This window comes from Campylobacter sp. (genome assembly GCF_017646085.1).
Lineage (GTDB): Bacteria > Campylobacterota > Campylobacteria > Campylobacterales > Campylobacteraceae > Campylobacter.
The window spans coordinates 1-15793 of sequence record NZ_JAGCNF010000017.1 but is presented as its reverse complement, the minus strand read 5'-3'; the positions used below and the strand labels follow the sequence as shown (position 1 = coordinate 15793).

The 15793-nt window shown below is 33.3% G+C and carries 11 protein-coding genes; 1 reads left to right on the top strand and 10 read right to left on the bottom strand.

All coding sequences use genetic code 11. From position 1 onward, the window contains the following. Positions 1–302 precede the first annotated feature (302 nt). The 10 genes from nifJ to J6V67_RS00805 form a co-directional block, all read right to left on the bottom strand. The gene (nifJ, locus tag J6V67_RS00850; RefSeq protein WP_291857329.1) at positions 303–3854 is read right to left on the bottom strand and encodes a pyruvate:ferredoxin (flavodoxin) oxidoreductase; all 3552 of its coding nucleotides are present in this window, start codon (positions 3852–3854) and stop codon (positions 303–305) included. 307 nt (positions 3855–4161) lie between these two features. Beyond that, entirely contained in the window at positions 4162–4827 is a 666-nt protein-coding gene (locus J6V67_RS00845; RefSeq protein ID WP_291857326.1) for an HAD family hydrolase, read from the bottom strand. Next, positions 4796–5620 (bottom strand): mechanosensitive ion channel domain-containing protein, encoded by an 825-nt coding sequence (locus J6V67_RS00840; protein WP_291857324.1) that lies wholly within the window; start codon positions 5618–5620, stop codon positions 4796–4798. Before J6V67_RS00840 ends, J6V67_RS00845 begins: the two co-directional genes overlap by 32 nt. 38 nt (positions 5621–5658) lie before the next feature. Further along, the gene (locus tag J6V67_RS00835; protein ID WP_291857322.1) at positions 5659–6675 is read right to left on the bottom strand and encodes an OmpA family protein; all 1017 of its coding nucleotides are present in this window, start codon (positions 6673–6675) and stop codon (positions 5659–5661) included. 323 nt (positions 6676–6998) lie between these two features. Further along, positions 6999–7388 (bottom strand): 30S ribosomal protein S9, encoded by a 390-nt coding sequence (gene rpsI, locus J6V67_RS00830; RefSeq protein WP_086237710.1) that lies wholly within the window; start codon positions 7386–7388, stop codon positions 6999–7001. A 2-nt stretch (positions 7389–7390) separates the two neighbouring features. Beyond that, positions 7391–7816, bottom strand: a complete 426-nt coding sequence (rplM, locus tag J6V67_RS00825; protein ID WP_291857318.1) for a 50S ribosomal protein L13 — start codon at positions 7814–7816, stop codon at positions 7391–7393. Between the two features lie 88 nt (positions 7817–7904). After that, positions 7905–10661, bottom strand: coding sequence for a RecB-like helicase (locus tag J6V67_RS00820; RefSeq protein ID WP_291857316.1), 2757 nt, complete (start codon positions 10659–10661; stop codon positions 7905–7907). After that, entirely contained in the window at positions 10658–13018 is a 2361-nt protein-coding gene (locus J6V67_RS00815) for a PD-(D/E)XK nuclease family protein (protein ID WP_291857314.1), read from the bottom strand. Before J6V67_RS00815 ends, J6V67_RS00820 begins: the two co-directional genes overlap by 4 nt. Then, complete coding sequence (locus J6V67_RS00810) at positions 13008–13541, bottom strand: hypothetical protein (RefSeq protein WP_291857311.1); 534 nt, start codon at positions 13539–13541, stop codon at positions 13008–13010. Before J6V67_RS00810 ends, J6V67_RS00815 begins: the two co-directional genes overlap by 11 nt. A gap of 2 nt (positions 13542–13543) precedes the next feature. Beyond that, positions 13544–14191 carry a TPM domain-containing protein gene (locus J6V67_RS00805; RefSeq protein ID WP_291857309.1) on the bottom strand — a complete coding sequence of 216 codons (648 nt, stop codon included), beginning with the start codon at positions 14189–14191 and terminating at the stop codon, positions 13544–13546. Here J6V67_RS00805 and J6V67_RS00800 point away from each other — a divergent pair. Next, on the top strand, positions 14159–15793 hold a 1635-nt coding region (locus tag J6V67_RS00800), incomplete at its 3' end, for a hypothetical protein (protein WP_291857307.1). The two genes, J6V67_RS00805 and J6V67_RS00800, sit on opposite strands and share 33 nt — an antisense overlap.

Below are 15793 nucleotides of genomic sequence, written 5' to 3'. Positions count from 1 at the left end.
TAAAATATTGTAAATTTTTTAATAAAGTTGATGAATTTATAAAATTTAGATTAGATATTGTAGATTTATGACTTGGGTCTTTGATAATTTTTATAGTGGGATGTGGATTAGAATTGGTGAAATATTAAAATATTATGGGGGTGTAATTTGTTTAGTGGATTTTAGAAAATTTAGTAGGTTGGCTAGGGGACAAGAGTGAATTTAATGGTTTTGGTTTATAAGGTAATTTTGAAAAATAATTAAAAAATAAATTTGCCTACTCATAAAAATTATGAGTAGGCCTTAATAATTAAATTATAAAATTAATTTAACTCATCGCTATAATCAGCTGCTGCAAGGCGTTTTAACTGTCTATAACGGCGCTTAGCATCGCTTAAGTTTTGAGCAAATAACTCATCAGCATGCTGTGGATTTATCTTTTTAAGCGAGTTGTAGCGAACTTCGTTTAATAAAAACTCCTCATATCTATCCCATTGCGGCTCTTTTGATGTGATTTTAAGCGGGTTTTTACCTTGTGCCACTAGACTTGGATCATAGACATATGTCGGCCAGTATCCACATGCTGTAGCTAGTTCAGCTTGATCACCTGACATTGTTAATCCGCCTTTAATACCGTGTGCAATACATGGCGAGTATGCAATTATAAGGCTTGGGCCATCATATGCTTCAGCTGCTGTAATAGCTTTGATTACATTGGCTTGACTAGCATTTAGATTGATTTGAGCTACAAAAATATTTCCATAAGTCATTGAAATTTGACCTAAGTCTTTTTTCTGTACGCTTTTACCACTAGCGCTAAACTGAGCTACTGAACCGCTGCGGCTTGATTTTGAGCTTTGACCACCTGTATTTGAATAAACTTCAGTATCAAGCACAAGAACATTGACATTTTCTCCACTTGCTAGCACATGATCTAATCCGCCATAACCAATATCATAAGCCCAGCCATCTCCTCCGATAATCCATTGAGATTTTTTAGCGATATATTGTTTTAGGCTTAAAAGCTCTTTAGCCCCTTGGATATCTTGATTTGCTTCAAGAAGTGGGACTAGAGTATCTCTAATATTTTGAGTTGCTAATCTATCTTCTTTATTTGCTAACCAGTCATTATATAGAGCTGCTATGGCATTTGGTACTTTATCCTTAGTATTTAGCATGATATTTTCTACTCTATGACGGATAGTTGCAGTAGCTATCTTCATACCCATACCAAACTCAGCATTATCCTCAAATAGCGAATTTGCCCATGCTACACCATTACCAGTTTTGTTTGATTTTCTATATGGAGATGATGGAGCTGAACCACCATAAATTGAGCTACATCCTGTAGCATTTGCTACCATCAGCTGCTCACCAAATAATCTTGTAACTAAAGTAATATATGGAGTTTCGCCACATCCTGGACATGCGCCATGGAATTCAAATAATGGTTGAGCAAAACCTGAACCTTTTACAGTCTGTTTATTTACTAAATCATCTTTATAGACTACCTTTTTAAATAAATAATCAGCATTTTCTTGTTCACCTTTTTCAATTTCACCATTTAATGGAACCATTACTAAAGATTTTTCTTTACTTGGACATTCATGAGCACATAACTCACAACCGGTACAATCTAATGGGCTTACTTGAATTTTATATTTTAGCCCAGCTAACTCTTTGCCTTTTGCATCAATTGCTCTATCTTTTACACCTTGTGGGGCGTTAGCCATTTCATTTTCATCTATTAAGAATGGTCTAATAACTGCGTGAGGACAAACAAATGCACATTGATTACATTGGATACAATTTTCTTCTATCCATTTTGGTACCATTACGCCTACGCCACGCTTTTCAAATTCAGTTGTACCAGATTCAAATGAGCCAACTTCATATCCGACAAAAGCAGATACTGGCAAAGAGTCGCCTCTAGCTGCGTTCATTGGTTTTACAATATTTTCTACAAAATCACTGCCTTTGTATTTATCCTCTTTTATCTCATCTTTTAAATTTATCCAGCTTGGATCAATCTCAATTTTAACAAGCTCGCTAGCGCCCTCATCAATAGCTTTATAGTTCATCTCTACGATTTTGTCGCCTTTTTTATGATAGGTTTTGTAAGCATACTCTTTCATATATTTTTGTGCTTCTTCGTAGTTAATGATACCTGAGAGTTTAAAAAATGCTGATTGCATAATAGTATTTGTACGATTGCCTAGACCAATTTCATATGCTAATTTTGTCGCATTTAAGATGTAAAAGTTAGCATTTTTTTGCGCTAAGATGCGTTTTACTCTATTTGGAATTTTTTCTACTGTTTTTTGCGCATCCCAAATAGAGTTAAGCAAGAACGTACCACCATCCCTTAATCCATCTACTACATCGTAAATATCTAAGTATGCAGCAACTGAACAGGCTATAAAATGCGGATTTGATACTAAATATGTAGAACGAATTGGCTTTTTACCAAACCTTAAATGGCTTCTAGTGTATCCACCTGATTTTTTACTATCATAGGCAAAATATGCTTGAGCGTATAGATCAGTTTTATCACCAATAATTTTAATAGAGTTTTTATTAGCTCCTACTGTTCCATCGGCTCCAAGACCATAAAATAAACACTCAATACAATCACTATCGCTAAGAGATATTTTCTGGCCTACTGGTAATGATGTAAATGATACATCATCTACAATACCTACTGTAAAGCCATTTTTAGGTGTATCTAAATTTAAATTCTCATATATAGCAATCATCTGTGCTGGATCTACATCTTTAGAGCTAAGTCCATATCTACCACCTACTATTACTGGGGCATTTTCTTTACCATAATATGCTGCTTTAATATCTAGATATAACGGTTCACCTAGGCTACCTGGCTCTTTAGTACGATCTAAAACTGCAATTTTTTCTACAGTTGAAGGAATTACATCAAACATATGCTTAATACTAAATGGTCTATATAAATGCACTTTTAAAACACCTACTTTTTCACCTTTAGCATTTAGATAATCTACAACCTCTTCAAGAGTTTGAGTAACTGAACCCATAGCTACAATTACCCTAGTCGCATCAGGCGCACCATAATATACAAATGGAGCATATTTTCTGCCTGTAACTTTTGAAATTTCATCCATATAGTATGCTACAATATCTGGGATTGCATCATAGAATTTATTTGTTAATTCTCTTGTTTGGAAGTATATATCATCATTTTGTGCTGTTCCTCTGATTTTTGGATTTTCAGGGTTCATTGAGTTGCGTCTAAATTCTTCAACTGCCTCTTTATCTAGTAATCGATCAAATACGCTATAATCCATTACCTCAATTTTTTGAATTTCGTGGCTTGTCCTAAATCCATCAAAGAAGTGCATAAATGGCACCCTGCCCTTAATAGCGCTTAGATGAGCTACGCCAGCTAAATCCATAACCTCTTGAACAGAACCAGTAGCAAGCATAGCAAAGCCGGTCTGTCTACAAGCATAAATATCTTGATGATCACCAAAGATAGAAAGAGCCTGCGCTGCAAGAGAACGAGCTGCTACATGGATAACACCAGGAAGCATTTGACCTGCGATTTTATACATATTTGGAATTTTAAGCAACAAGCCTTGAGCAGCAGTAAATGTAGTAGTTAATGCACCAGCTTGAAGACTTCCATGCACCGTACCAGCTGCACCAGCTTCGCTTTGCATCTCAACAACCTTAACAGGCATACCAAATAAATTTTTCTTGCCATCACTCGCCCAAATATCGACAAAATCCGCCATCGGCGAGCTAGGTGTAATAGGATAAATTCCAGCAACCTCAGTAAAAGCATATGAAGCATAAGCTGCTGCTTCGTTGCCGTCCATAGTTTTCATAATTTTACTCATTAGATTCCTTTCTAAGCTTAAATTTAATTTTAATAAATAAAAATTTAAGACTTATATTGGTTTAAATATTTTCTTTAACTTAAAGTTAGTAATTATATTATAAAAACTTAAAAAATAGGTTAATTATAAATTTATATTTATATAAATTATCAGTTAAATAAATATAAATCCAATTAAAAGCCCTTTTTATGGGAAATTTATTTTATAATAATTAACAGAAATTAGCTAAAATTATTTAGCTAATTTCTAAGATCTAAACAAAATTTAAATGGAATATTTATAAATTAGATATATTTTGGATTTTAAACTAAGATTGTTTTTTATCTGTTTTAACTCTAATTAACTTCACAGCATCTAATGCATTTATACAGACATAATCACAAATTGGCTCTAATGCCTCCTTGCTCTCATAGCCACATGTTACACCTATGCTAGTAACTCCAGCAGATTTTGCAGCCTTAGCATCCATAGGAGTATCGCCAATCATATATGCATTTACTGGTGATTCGTTTACTAAATTTAGTGCTTTTATAATTGGCTCAGGATTTGGCTTAGGATTAACTACATCATCTCTACCAATCACAGCACTAAAATATCCTAAAATTCCAAGATGTTCAAGTAAAATTTTAGAGTACAGCGAAGTTTTTGTAGTGACAACTCCTAAATTTGCAAACTCACTAGCAATATTAACAGCTTCAAAAGCCCCAGGTAAAAGCGTAGTTTGCGCTAAATAATTTTGCCTATAATCCTCTTTATAAATAGAGATAAAGCTAGGGATTAGCTGACTTGGAGCGCCAAGCAAACCAAACATATACTCAAGTGGATGGCCAATCAAAGAGCAAATTTGCTCTTTAGAAGGCTCTTTTATTTTATGCTCTCTAAAAGCTTTACAAAAGCCATTTACAATCGCTTGAGTTGAATCGATAAGCGTACCATCGAGGTCAAATAATATCACTGGTTTGTAGTTTGTCATTTTCATCCTTTTGCTCATATATATGATGATTTACAACTTGTGGATATGGAATACTAATTCCAACTCTATCAAATTCGCTCTTTACATTCTCAAGCATAGCTGAATAAACCGTAGAATAATTATCATTTAATACCCAAATTTTTACTATTAAATCTACGCTATGTGCACCAAGAGCGCTTACTGAAACACTTGGAGCTGGATCTTTTATAGCTAGTTCATGCGAATTTGCAACTTTTAAAATAATATCTTTAGCAAGCCTTAAATCATCCTTATAATCCACACTAAAAAGCAAATCTATGCGCCTAGTTGGGGTTAAAGAGTAATTGATGATTTTACTATTCATAACCTGCTGATTTGGGATAATAATTGTTCTGCCATCAGCAGTAATTATACATGTACTAAATAAATTTAACTCCTTAGCTACACCTGCATAACTGCCAATATCTACACTATCACCAATTTTAAATGGTCTAAAAAATACAATTAAAATACCAGCACCAATATTGCCAAATGAGTCTTTAAACGCCATACCAATACCAAGGCCAATAGCACCAAGCATTGCGACAAATGATGTAGTTTCTATTCCTAAATTTGCCAAAGCTGCGACAATTACAACAATTAAAAGAATAGTTTTAGCTGCGTTTATTATAAAACTTGCGATTAACTCATCGATTTTAGCTCTGCGAATCACGCTTTCTAAAATCAAACAAATTCTACCAACAACCCACTTACCAACAAAAAAGATAAAAAAGGAAAAAAGAAGTCGAAGGCCATATTTGGCAACGAGTGCCAATATGACCGTATAATCAAAATCAGTTATAATCTGCATAATTAATTTCTAAATTTAGCATCTACACGGCGGTTTTGTGCACGACCTTCTTTAGTTTTATTTGTAGCAATTGGAGATAACTCACCATAACCAACCGTTTTAATTCTATCTTGGCTTACACCCATTTTGATTAGCTCTGCTGCTACTGCTTGAGCTCTTTTTTCTGATAATTTTTGGTTGTATTCTTCTGAACCAGTAGCATCAGTATGGCCTTCTAATAAAACTTTATACTCACTATTTTGAACTAATACTTTTGCTACTTCATCTATTTTTGCAATATATTCTGGGCTTAGCGTTGCGCTATCAGATTCAAAATTTGCACTTAGACTCAATCTAATTACCTTTTCACAGCCATTTTCATCAACAATAGCACCAGCTGGCGTACCTGGGCATTGATCTTTGCTATTTAATACTTTATCATTATCATCATCGCCATCAACTGTTTGAGCTACAACTGACTCTACTGCAGTTGAAGTAGCTTCAGGCTCAGCCTTAGCACCACCACCAAATCCACTAGCAAAGCCTAAAGTGTATAAAAATGTATTAGCACCATCTTTGAAAGTTATAGCGTCTCTTGCTTCTAGTTTAATAGCAAAATTATCAACTACATTAAATTTAAGACCAAGACCAGCTTGACCAAATCCATCATCATTTGCATCATTTGCTTCTTTGCTTAAATCTTGATATCCAGCACCAGCTAATGCATAGATAGAAAATCTATCTGTAATAGCAAAGTCTTTTACTAAATTTAAATAGTATCTAGCAATATTTGTATCATATCCTACTGATTTACCATTATTATGTTCAAATGTAGCTTTTGGAGTGTAATCAAAGCCTAATTCAAGCTGACTCAACCATGATAAGTCTAGATTTCTAGCTAATCTTAAACCCATTAATTTTTGATCATCGATTCCTTGAGTGCCCTCTGGATGCGCATACCCACCGACGATAGTAAGCTCATAGCTATTGTTAGCAAACATTGCCGAAGCAGCACAAAGTGCTAAAAGGATCTTTTTCATTTTTATTTTTCCTTAAAATTTAGTTATAAAATAGATGCAAAATAATACAGTAAATAAGTTTAAAAAAATATAAATTATTAATAAAAATATAAAAATATAATAAAAAATCGGAGCTAAATTTAAGCTCCGAAACTATTACAAAAAGGAGGTTTATCTGTTGGACGGCAAAATTATACTTGATCAGTTTTAACTTAATGAAAATTTATTATAAATTTTTACTAAACATAGAAAAATTAGAATTTAATTGAGTTTAAAATTATGATTTGTTTAAATTAAATAGCCCCAAAAGCCCAAAAAGGCTTTTGGAAATTTGAATGAATATATTATCTTTTTGAGAATTGTGGACTTCTTCTTGCTTTTCTGCGACCATATTTTTTACGTTCAACAACACGACTATCACGTGTTAGAAGACCTTGAGGTTTAAGAGCTGCTCTAAATGTAGCATCGATAGAAGCCAAAGCTCTAGAAATGCCATGGCGAAGCGCCTCAGCTTGAGCTGAATATCCACCGCCTAAAGTTGTAGCAGTAATATCCATAGAAGTTTCTTGTTTTGTAACTAATAGTGGTTGAACAACTTTAAGCTTGATAGCCTCATGTCCACCTAGCCAGCTATTTAGATCCATGCCATTTACTGTAATTTTGCCGCTACCTGGTTTTACCCAAACTTTAGCAACTGCTGTTTTTCTTTTACCTGTTGCGTATGTTGTTGCCATTATTATTTTCCTTCTTTAGCTATTTGTGCAGTGTGTGGGTGCTCACTACCAGCATAGATTTTTAATTTTTTAAGCATCTCTTTGCCTAATTTTGTTTTAGGTAACATACCGCGAACTGCTAATTTGTAAAGTTTTTCAGGTTTATTAGCTAGTAAATCGCCAAATTTTTCACTTTTTACGCTACCAAAATATCCTGAATGTCTATGATATAGTTTTGCTTCAGCCTTATTAGCGCCTGTAAATTCTGCTTTGCTAGCATTGATGATTATTACATAATCGCCACAATCAACATTTGGGCTAAATCCTGGCTTATGTTTACCACGAAGTAGTGTAGCAGCTTCAGTTAGCAATCTACCAAATCTCTTTCCAGAAGCATCTAAAACGATCCAATCACGTTTTACTTCATTTGGCTTTGTTATATTTGTCATAATCTTGCCTTTTATCTATATTAATTTTAAGAGTTGGAATTATAGCGAGATTAGCTTAAATAAAGCTGAATTTAAGTAAAATTTTATATTAGACATCTTGGATTTGAATTTCATCATTTAATATATAAATAATACTCGCTTTTACACTTTTTTGTGGGTAAATTTTAGATAAAATTTTAGCATATTCGCATACTTGAATTCTATGATTTTCCCAGCCATTTAATGAACTTTTATAATCAATTATATGCGCCTCACTCTCATTCATACAAAGCAAATCAATACGCCTTAGCTCTCCATCAAAACCGATATCTTGCTCTTTGTATAATTTTTTATTAGCAATAATTTTATTAAATTTAGCACTATCTAAAAGTCTATCAACCCGCTTTATAATATCTTTTAGACTTTTATCATCTAATAAACTTCCAAATTTATTATATAAGCGATTTTTAGCAATTTCTTTTGAGTTAGCATCTATAAAATTAAAACTCTCTAAATAATAGTGTAATGCCTTGCCAAAGTAGATTGCATCTAAATTTAATTCATCTTGAGCATCTGTACTACTATCAATCTCTTGACGACCAACAATCACAAACGGCTCTAACTCTATCATATCAGACTTAGATGCTATTTCCTTGATGCTTGGCTGAATACTCCCCATCTGACACTCTTGTAAGCTTACATATTCTATATTTTTATCGTTACATTGATAAGGGGTAAAATATGAGATATTATTGCCGTTTGGCTGTGCTACAGCTAAGATAATTAGGCTGTGTTTAGCACGAGTGAGTGCGACATAAATTTTATTTATAGTTTCATCTTTATCTAGGGATTTTTGGCGATTTTTTAGATTTATAAATTCCTCATCACCTAAATATTCAAGAGCATTGTTATTTAGTTTGATATCCCAACTATTTAAGCTTAGGTTATACTCTATTAAAAATTTATCCTGGTTTGGATTTGGCTTCCCTAAATAATCTACAACGATCACATGATCAAACTGCAGCCCTTTACTCTTATGTACTGTCATTATATTTATACCATTTTGGCTACTTTTAGCGCTTTTGGCTTTTTCATGATCAATATTAAAAACAAAATCATATATATCGCTATAACCAGCACTAATCTCATAAAGTTTAAGCATATCAATATCATAAGGATTAATCTCTAGATATTTAGCAATAAATTTAAGAGTCTGTGCCACGCTAGTGTTAGTTTTTAATTCTAAACGACTCTTTTTACTCTGTATAATCTCTTGAGTGGTTAAAGAATAAATTTCATCACCAAAAATACAATATTTTGTAAACTCTACCACTGCTGCGACATTTGCACTTTTGATTAAAAGATTTATAATCTGTGTAGATACAGCAATCCCTTTAGGCTCTAAAAAATTCTTTATCTGATCTATATCCTTATTTTTCCAGCATAAAATCGCTATATCTTCGTGTGCTACTCCAGCTTGAGTAAGCTCGTTTATGTTGTTTAAGATCTGTTCTAAATGCTTTTCTTTTTCAAATTTAACTACTTTTACATAGCCCTCATTTTTGCTATTTGGAATTTGATCTATATAGTTTGTATATTTTGATCTAAAAAGATTATTTACATACTCTACAACTAGCTTATCACTGCGGTAGTTTTTATCTAAACTCTGGCCTTTAATCTGACTAAAATTATCTCTAAGCTTATTAAAAAGCTCTTTTTGCCCACCACGAAATCTATAAATACTTTGCTTAGTATCACCTACATAAAAGAAACTACCAAGCCCGCTTTGTCCTACACCTGCTACACTTTCAGCAATTAATGGCTCTAAAATTTCATACTGTTTTATACTAGTATCTTGAAATTCATCGATTAAAATATGCTTAATTTTTGCATCTAAGCGAAAATATAACATATCTATATCTTGGCTATTTTTATTAGTTAATAGCTCATTTACCCAGTTTGTAATATCATCAAAACTTAGACTATTTTCACGGTTATTTACATTGGCAATTGCCTTTTTATACAGCTTTACAAATTTTGAAATTTGAGATATTTCATACTTTTCAAGAGTTAAATAGTACTCTTTAAAAGCTTGTATAAACTCATCTCTAGCACTTACAAACTCAAGATTATCTCGAACTTTATTAAAATATTTTTTTGTATATTCTTTTACTATTGGCTTTGTTACTATTTTTTCTATTGTTAAACTTTTATCAAAATTCTTCTTATAATTTGTATCGCTATGAAGTCTAAGAGCAATATCGCACAATTGGTAATATTTTTGTAGTGCATTTTTAGGCGATGGAACAGTGGCATTAAATTGTGATAGTTTACTTTGACTAAGGGATTTAAGCTTATTAAAAAAATCTGACTCTGTATTATTAGTATCATATAGATACTGTGCCACATCTTTTACCATAGAATTTGCTATGATTAATTTGTTAAATTCATTATTTATTAACTCACTATTATCTTCTACAGAGCTAAAATCTGGCATTAGGCCCAAATTTAAACTAAACTGCCGTAAAATCGTTCCAAAAAACGAATCAAATGTAGAAATTTTTAACTCACTAGCTAAAAATCTACCCATCATCTCATCACGAATAGCCAAAACCTTTTTAGTATCCATTTCTAAAAGCTCACAAAGTGCCTCTAGCTCTCCTTTTTGTTCATCTTTATGCAAGTTACAAAAAGTTGTCGTAATCCTTTGGAGCATTTCGCTAGCAGCTTTGTTTGTAAATGTTAGGGCTAGAATTTTATTTGGATGATTACCACGCAAAAGCAAAGCAATATAACGCACTGATAGTGCAAATGTTTTGCCACTTCCTGCACTTGCTTCTAGGCATAAATAGTTCTCAAAACTCACCTTAACTCCCTTAAACACAGCGTTTGATATGGGCACCATTGGCTACAATTTTTTGTATTTTGACGAAAGCAAATTTGACTACCACTTAACTCTTTTAGCTCATTTAAAATCTGACTTAACTCATCTATTTTTTTATTATTTGGTTCAAATTTATTATCTTTTAATGAATAAAAATAACCCTTAGCCTCTTGATGAAACTCAGCCAAATAGAGTATCTCATAAAATGCTAGTTGAAATGATTTATTATCTAAATTGCCGCTTTTATAATCAATTAGCCAAATTTCATCACCATTTATATCGACCCTATCTATTTTTCCCTCAATCGGTAAACCATTAAATTGATTCCGTATTTTTAACTCACACTTCCAAACACTAAAGCCTTCTTTAAAATGCGAGTTTTGCTCTTTTTCAAATTTACTAAGTCTAATCTTAAATAGCTCATTTTTTAATACTAACTGAGCATCTTCATAGTTAGTATAAATTTGCAAAAACTCATCTTTATTAAATTTATATGGTGAACTTTCAAAATATTTTTGTAATGCCTCATGCAAATTTGCACCAAATTCAAGATTATCTTCATTAAAAAATTTAGGCTTGCCTACATTTTTGATATATTGATAATAATAGCGTCTTGGACATTTTATAAATGTATCAAGGCGGCTAAATGAGATTGGATACTCAAAGAAATCATGAACTTCTATAATCTCTTTTGGGGTAGTATTTATATCTACTCCACCGATATTTAAAGCATTTTCATAAGAAATTTGTGGTGTGTTTATTAAATTTTGTTCACTAAAATCCTTAATAAATCTAGATAAAATCTGCTCTTCGTTTTCAGTATAACAAATAGAGACTACTTTTGCTCTATTTATTAAACTTTCATAATAAAATCTTTGAAGATTTTCCCTATCTGCATGGCTAATTAAGCCAGCATTTTTTCTTACTACTGAGCTTAAAAACATCTCTTTTTGGCTTCTTTTTGGTACAAAAGAGTCATTAAAATCTACAATTACAATCCCATCATAAACTCTAGAACGACTCTCTAAAACACCCATTACAGTAACTAATCCACCGCCAGTCATACTCTCTTTTTTATTGGCAAAATTTAACAAAAATAGCTCAAGAAGTTCACTAAATTTAAGTTCAATCTCTCTTAAAAGATTTTTAATATTAAAAAGCTCAGTTTCTATAAACTCAGCAATTTCAGTGCTTTTTTTGATATCACTTAGTAGCAACTTAATAACACTCTCAAAGCTTTCAAAACTCACTTTTGAATAAAATATTTCTTTAATATGATTATAAATTTGGGTTGATAAATTAAAGCTATTTAGCGTAGCAAGCATTTGATTTGGACTTGGCGTATCTTTTATATAATTTGGATTAAATTTATAATCAAGCTCTTGAATAATGGCTTCTTTTAAAGAGTGTAAAAATATACAAATTAGATCATTGCGTAGGCTTTTACCCATAGCATAATTTAACATATTATTTTCATCTAGATTTTGCAACACCTCTGCAAAGCTCTCATCAGGTAAAATTACAGCGATATTTTGCGGATTAATTCCGCTTCTAACCATCTTAGAAATCTCATCAAAAACAAAAGCCGCTTGTAAGCTACGCATCCAAAAACCCTTAAGATTTATAACGGGTGCTTTTTTTAACTGAGTTTTATTTTCTATACTTTTAGTGCTTAAATTTATCTCATAATTATAACCAATTTCTAGATTTAAACTAGTGAATTTAACAATTTCATTAATAGTTTTTTGGTTAAATTTACTACAATCTGCACTTAAAATCAACTGAGTTTGCTTAGCGATTTTGGTTAAAATCTCCCACTCTAATGAGGTTAAAATCCCATCAAGTCTAAACTCAATCCTATCAAAATTGCTAATAAAATTTGAGTTTATTTCATAACATTCACTAAGTGTAATATCATCATATATATTTGATGAATTTAGACTATCTTTATAAATTTTCCCTAAATTATCTAAAATTGTTAAATGCTCATCATAGCTAGCATAAGTATCAGCACTACTTAAATTAGCTACGGTACACTTTTCTCGGCTAAGCTCCTTAAAAAATGAGAATAAATAGTGCGAATTTTTAAGAAAAATTAGAAATTCATTTTTTATATTTAAAATTTTAGAGATATTCTCTACTCTAGCTACGGCATTGCGCATATGCAGCAAGCACTCAGTATCGCTAGCACGGCGCTTATTTGGCACATATGTAGCCTCTTCAAAAAACTCAGCCGTACTAATAGCCTTTGGTAGAAGCGAATTTAAACTTAGCTTACTAGCATAAAAATCTCGCACATTTCTAGATGAACTAAGTACAAAAAGCGTTTTACTTAGCATATAATTCTACTTGATAAAATCCAGTTTTATTCTCATCAACTATAATCTTGGCTTTAATTTGCCATCTTCCTGCTTTAGTTAAATTTAGATCACTTATAGTCAATTTGCCATTAATATTTTGACCATTTAATTCTCTATCAAATTCGCTACTATCTGGACGAGTAAGTAGTATCTTAGAGCTATATTTAGTAGAATTTGTATCAAATTTGATATTAAAGTTTTGATTTAATGGGACTATTGTAGCAATTTTACCTTTGCGAAGTTTTTGAATTGTATTTGGTACAACTACGCCATTTTGCTCAATTTGTGGTGTAGTATCAAAGCTAAATTCACGCCTAAAATTTGCCTGAGCTGCTTGAATTTCATTAAAATTATTATCTACATTTTGGTATTTATTAAAATAATAATCATCCATATAAACAGGATAATCAAGTGAATAATATATAGTGTAAGCACATGAGCATACTATGGCAAATATAGAAATTACAATCCCATATGGCCAAAAAGTTTTATTTTTTTGCATTATTAGCCTTTATTAAATTTACGAACGATTAAAACAATAATCACAAGAACGATTGATCCATATATTAAGTATCTAAAGATATTTATAGTATCTCTATTTTGTGAGCCTATTGAATTTTCTAAAATAATATTTTTACTAGCTGCTATCTGATCGGCTATATCAGCATAACCATTTAGCATAGAGGAATTATAGATATCTTTACCTTTATTTTGCGTTAGTAGTGGGATTATAGAGCCAGTTTGCGGAAATGGGCTTAAGACGGCCTCTTTATCAAATAGCGCCAAAGCATCATTTGAAGCAAAAATATCAAGCTGGCCAGCCTTACTAGAAAAATCCTTTGGCATAATTGCCAAAACAACATATGGGGATTTTAACGTAGCTATATGAGTATTTGCAAAATCTTTTAAATTCACTCCAGCGCTATTTTCTACAGTAAGCAAATTTAGCGTCACACCGGTTTTGTTTTTTAACTCATCCCCTATTGAGTTTAACTTTATCTCTACAGCCTCGCTAATGATATTAGCATTATCGATTACTGCTCCGTATGAACCTATACTAAGTAGAGCGGCAATAAAGCCGCTCTTAAGAATATCAAGGCCGGCGACCAAATTACAGGTGTGAAAGGTTTTGCTCAATACGAAACTTCTCAATCTGCTCCCAACCTCACTTGTGCATATATCGACTATAGTGCCGATGATTATCTCACTATTGCATTCGTTCCCGAAGTTGTAAGCTCTGGCAATGATGTTAAGCCTGCTATGACTGTAACAGTTGCCGACCTCCTCGCCGAGTGGCATTATTGCGAAGAGTCTGGTGATATGCCCAAAATCGCCAACAATGTTGTACGCTTGCTCGATGTACAAGTAGTAGATACTCTCGACGTATATGGCGACAAGGTTAAATACCTCATTCAAGAAGGCGACACAATGGAGCTTTCTAACCTTTGGAGCAAATTTGGTCTCCAAACCTTCGAGCGTAACAATATCGTAGGTATAGCCGACTTCTATGCTCTCAATAGCAACGGTATCTATCAAATCCAACCCCTCTCACAAGCGCACATTACCGACGCTTCGCTCACTCCCGAGGTTTCTACTCTCGAAGAGTTGCAAGCCAACGAAGGTACTCCCGTTATCGTTAGAAATGTAGAGTCTGTTCGTGTTCCCGTAAGCTCATACGAAACTTATTACTTCATCTTCGATGAGGTTGTTGCTTATGGTCTCGATATCGCCGGTCGATTCGATGTATGTGGTATGTATGAGAATGGCGAATTTACAGTTTACGAACTCGTTGCTGTTCATAGCTTCGCTACTATCGACGATTTGAATGCATATGTAGTGGAGTTCCCCGATGCTGCAAATGTAGCTTACGACGTATATGGCCATGTATTGGTAACTCATGTTGATGGTAACAACGTATTCGTTCAATACGATGGTCTTGACCTCTACGGCGGTTCTGCTCTCAAGGGTACTGTACTCATGGGCGTTACTGCTGAGGTAGAACAAGGTGATTTGATCGAGGGTATCAAGGGTGTTTCTACTCCTTGTGTTTACCACGAAGAGAACTACAATCCCGTAGTTGATAAAGGTTCAAGCTTTGTACTTGCCGAAGATGCTCAAATTACTGTCTTGAGTCGTGAAAACGAAATTAAGTATGCATCGGCCAATGAGTATGTATATATGAACTACAATGTAGTTGATGCTCAAGGTGCTGCTGTGAAGATTACTCCCGTAGGTACTATTTCAGAGAAAGACGGTCGTTACTTCTACACTGAGATTGGCTTCACATATGATTTCGAACTTGATCAAGAAATTCAGGTTGAGTACACTCTCGAGTTGGTATCATCAACTGTAAACTTGGCCGAGTGGATTGGCGCTGATTTCAAAGGCTTCTCAATTGCCGGTGTACTTGACTATAAGAATACTTCGGACGATGTGAAACTCTATGTTCACGGTCTCGTTTCTAACACTGTTGAGTGCGATAACATTGCCGACCTTATTGAAACAGCCGACAATGGCGATATCAAAATGACACACCTCATTACCAATCCTGTTGTAGTTACTTATGTATATACAACCGAGTGGAGTGCCGGTCTTGCACTTCAAGACGAAACAGGTGCTATCTTCTTGTCATACAACAATCCCGAGACTGTAGCTCATGTCAAGATCGGTGATAGCGTAACAGGTGTGAAGGGTACTCCTTCTTGGGGCGCTGGTACTTCTCCTGCTCTCTTCGGTTATGACGATAATTCTGGC